Consider the following 3,473-nt stretch of genomic DNA (forward strand, 5'->3'; position numbering starts at 1 on the left):
TCGTGGGCCCCCTCAGTGCATACGGCATCGATGCCGGAGACATCGACGGCAACGGCACGCTCGAACTCATAGGCGCAGGACGCGGCTATGACGGACAGGACTACGATGCCGGAAGAAAGCCAAAATATCTTCGCATCGCGGAGTGGATCGGCAGTCAGGGCGGGGATCCTGAAGACCCCGCAAACTACAGGCTCAGCGAGGTCGAGTTTGATATTACTCCTTACGACACGCTCTTCAACGTCGTCGTTTGCGACTCCGCCGGTACGATCACGGTGTACCATGAGAACGCCGGCGACTTTGGTGCCTTCCCAACGAACCGCCCGGAAGAGATTTCTCCGACTAGCGTTTCCTTCCTCGGCGATGCAGATGGAGATGGCATGATCGAGGTGGCCGTCGGGTTCTACGGAATCAACGATTCACTTGCGACGATTGACCAGGTCTGGGATGGCGGCGCAGGGTTCTACCGCCGCAGTGTTCGCAGCAGGGTGGCCGCCCAACAACGGCCCGTGTTCAGAATATTCGAGCTCACCGAGTCTTTCGGTGTGAATACGGAAGCGCGGATCGTCTTGCCGACCGACTATCATCTCTCGTCGAACTATCCGAACCCGTTCAATCCGTCGACGCAATTTAGCTTCACGCTGCCGATCGACAAGACGGTTAGTGTACGGGTCTTCGACGTTGCCGGGCGCCTGGTCAGAACGCTTGTCGACGGACAGCGACTTCCGGCGGGCACGCATACCGCCACGTGGGACGGTCTGGGTGACGGGGGTATGCCTGTTGCCAGCGGTTCGTACGTGTACACGCTGCAGTATGGCAATTTTCGACTGGCTCGGAAGATGACTCTGCTGAAGTAACCCGGGTGCCACGATAACAGAAGAATATGGTCAGCGCTACTCGGGTTCAGCCATCCTCTGGCCGCATAGACTCGATAGACGTCCTGCGTGGTATCACGATTCTCGTGATGCTCTTCGTCAACGACGTGGCGGGCGTCGCGGGAACTCCCGCCTGGATGCTGCACATCCAGCCGCCGGACGCAGACGGAATGACGTTCGTGGATATCGTCTTCCCTGCCTTCTTGTTCATCGTCGGCATGGCGATCCCGTTCGCTATCGGTCGCCGGCTGGAGCGCGGTGAGGCCATCTGGGACGTGTGGAAGCACATCCTGATCCGTACGGCCGGACTGCTCGTGATCGGCGTTTTCATGGTCAACGCGTCGTCCATGTCCGACGAAGCGTTCCCGGGGCGACACGTATGGACGTTGCTGATGTATGCCGGGGTGATCCTCGTATGGAATCGTCCGCCGTCCGATCGCGCGCCCGGCCGAAACGTGCAACTCACGATGCGATGGGCGGGTGTGCTGCTGCTGATTGCGCTGGCTGTCCTTTTTCGTGGGTCTGGCGACCCGGGACTGATCGAACTCAGGCCCCGGTGGTGGGGTATTCTCGGCTTGATCGGGTGGTCTTACCTCGTCGCGTGCATGGCCTACATCGCGCTGCGCCGGTCGCACGTTGGAATGCTCGGCGTGATGGGGTTGCTCTATTGCCTCTACTTCGCCGACAAGGCCGGTCTTTTTGAGGGCCTGGCGTGGCTTACGCAGTGGGTAAATATCGGCGGCACCCTCGGCTCGCACCCCGCCATCACGGTGTCGGGTGTCGTACTCGGGATGATCCTGACGAAGAGCTCACCGATCGAGTCTGACGGTGCACGAATCAAATGGGGGCTTCTGTACGGCGCAGGCCTGGCACTCGCCGGCCACCTCCTGCACGCCATGGCCGACATAGACCAGGCCTTCATCATCAACAAGATCTTCGCCACGCCGCCGTGGTGCCTGTGGACTTCGGCTATCACGGCGTGGATCTGGGTCGCCCTCTATTGGTTGATCGACGTGCGAAGATGGAACCGATGGACCATCGTCGTAGAGCCTGCCGGACAGAACTCACTGTTCGCGTATATCCTGGCGCCAATTCTGTATGCGGCATTTGCGCTCATCGACTCCATGACCGGCGTAAATCCCTACGCGATGCTGGGCCAGAGTTTTGCCGTCGGCTTCTGGCGCGCGCTCATCTTTGCATTCGCTATGACGTGGCTTGCCGGGGCTCTGCGGCATGTCGGAATACGATTGAAGCTCTGAACCCGGGCTCAGATCGGACACCTAGTTTCGCGCCGTGGCTCCGATGGGACCTCGGCGGACCTACCGCAGCTTCGTAAGTGCACGTGTGTCGGTGACGGTGCCTGTCTGCAGTCGGCAGAAATAGACGCCGCTAGCCGCGGCCGAGCCATCTGCCAGCTTGCCGTCCCATTCCACTGTGTAATTCCCCGCCGGAAGCTGTCCCGTGAGAAGAGTCCGCAGCCGTCTTCCTTGAAGGTCATATATCGAGATTTCGATGGCCTCCGTCTTTGACCTCGACGGCACGGCAAAGCCGAGAACAGTAGACTCCGTGAACGGATTGGGATAGCCGCTCAAGATCGCCGCTCTATCGGGCGAATCAGGCAGCGCGGGGTCCGGTTCGATGCCCGTCACCAGTACGGATGCCTCACCACGAGACGCGCCTTCCGAGTTCGCCAGATAGAGGTTCACGTAGTCCGGCCTGAACGAAGGAGTGGCCGAGTATGCGGTCTGCCACGCCTCATCCGTCAGACGCAAGAAGTTCGTGCTCACGTGCTCGTAATAACTCATGACGGGACCGACAAACGCCACTGGTCCTACTGCAGGAAGGTCAGCGGTAACAACGGCCATGTCGAGCGGACCAGTCCCTGCATGCATTACCCACCCCACCAGATTGCCGGCGGCATCGGTTGGAGCCGTATGGATGTCTGCAACAACCAGATCCTTCTCGAGCGACTGATCGGGTCCCCCGAAGAACAGCGTAGTGTACCATCCGTCGACCTGTGGTCCACAGGTGAACTCCTGACGAATCATCTGCTTCAGGAACTCGGCCTCGGTCGGGCTGATCGTCTCACCGCCCAGTTCCTTGCGCGCTATGCCGGCGAGCTTGTCGGTGATCTCCGCGAAATTCCGGAAGAACGGAACAATTCTATCAGTCGGCCACCCGCCGAAGTCGAACGTGGAGAACCGGTCTGCGGCATCTGTCGCGAGCAAACTCATTCGATCAAAAAAACCGGGAATCGGCTCGACGTAACTGTAGGGATACTCGCAGATGATGCCGCCGGTATACGATTGCTTGGCATACAGCAGATTGTCGTGTCGCAGCTGGGCCCACCCCGCCAGCTGTGTACTCATTTTCTGCTGCCACCATGCCGCAGTCTGCATGAACGCGGGAAGACCCGTCCGATCGTCCGGTGGATTCAACTCCCGGATCCCGTCCAGCCAGCCGTTGTAAATCGTCTCGCGCCAGAACGAGTCGTCATAGGCGTCGATCAGGTACCTGAGGGCGGCCAGTTGACGACCGTAGCCCCAATCCTGGATTTCAGGAACGAGCAACTGGCCCGCCGCATCGTTTCCGAGTGAAAAG

General features: G+C 59.8%; 3 protein-coding genes. 2 read left to right on the forward strand and 1 reads right to left on the reverse strand.

The window, feature by feature from the left end; genetic code table 11:
* Together HKN37_08575 and HKN37_08580 are read left to right on the forward strand one after the other, a co-directional pair.
* Window positions 1-854: T9SS type A sorting domain-containing protein (locus tag HKN37_08575; protein NNE46700.1), on the forward strand; the 854-nt coding region annotated here is incomplete at its 5' end.
* 26 nt (window positions 855-880) lie between these two features.
* Window positions 881-2,131: a DUF5009 domain-containing protein gene (locus HKN37_08580; GenBank protein ID NNE46701.1), complete on the forward strand. Its 1,251-nt coding sequence runs from the start codon at window positions 881-883 to the stop codon at window positions 2,129-2,131.
* A gap of 60 nt (window positions 2,132-2,191) precedes the next feature.
* Here the strand turns inward: HKN37_08580 and HKN37_08585 are convergent.
* Window positions 2,192-3,473 (reverse strand): DUF3160 domain-containing protein (locus HKN37_08585; protein NNE46702.1); only part of this gene is annotated, 1,282 nt, incomplete at its 5' end.

The organism is Rhodothermales bacterium, assembly GCA_013002345.1.
GTDB lineage: Bacteria > Bacteroidota > Rhodothermia > Rhodothermales > JABDKH01 > JABDKH01.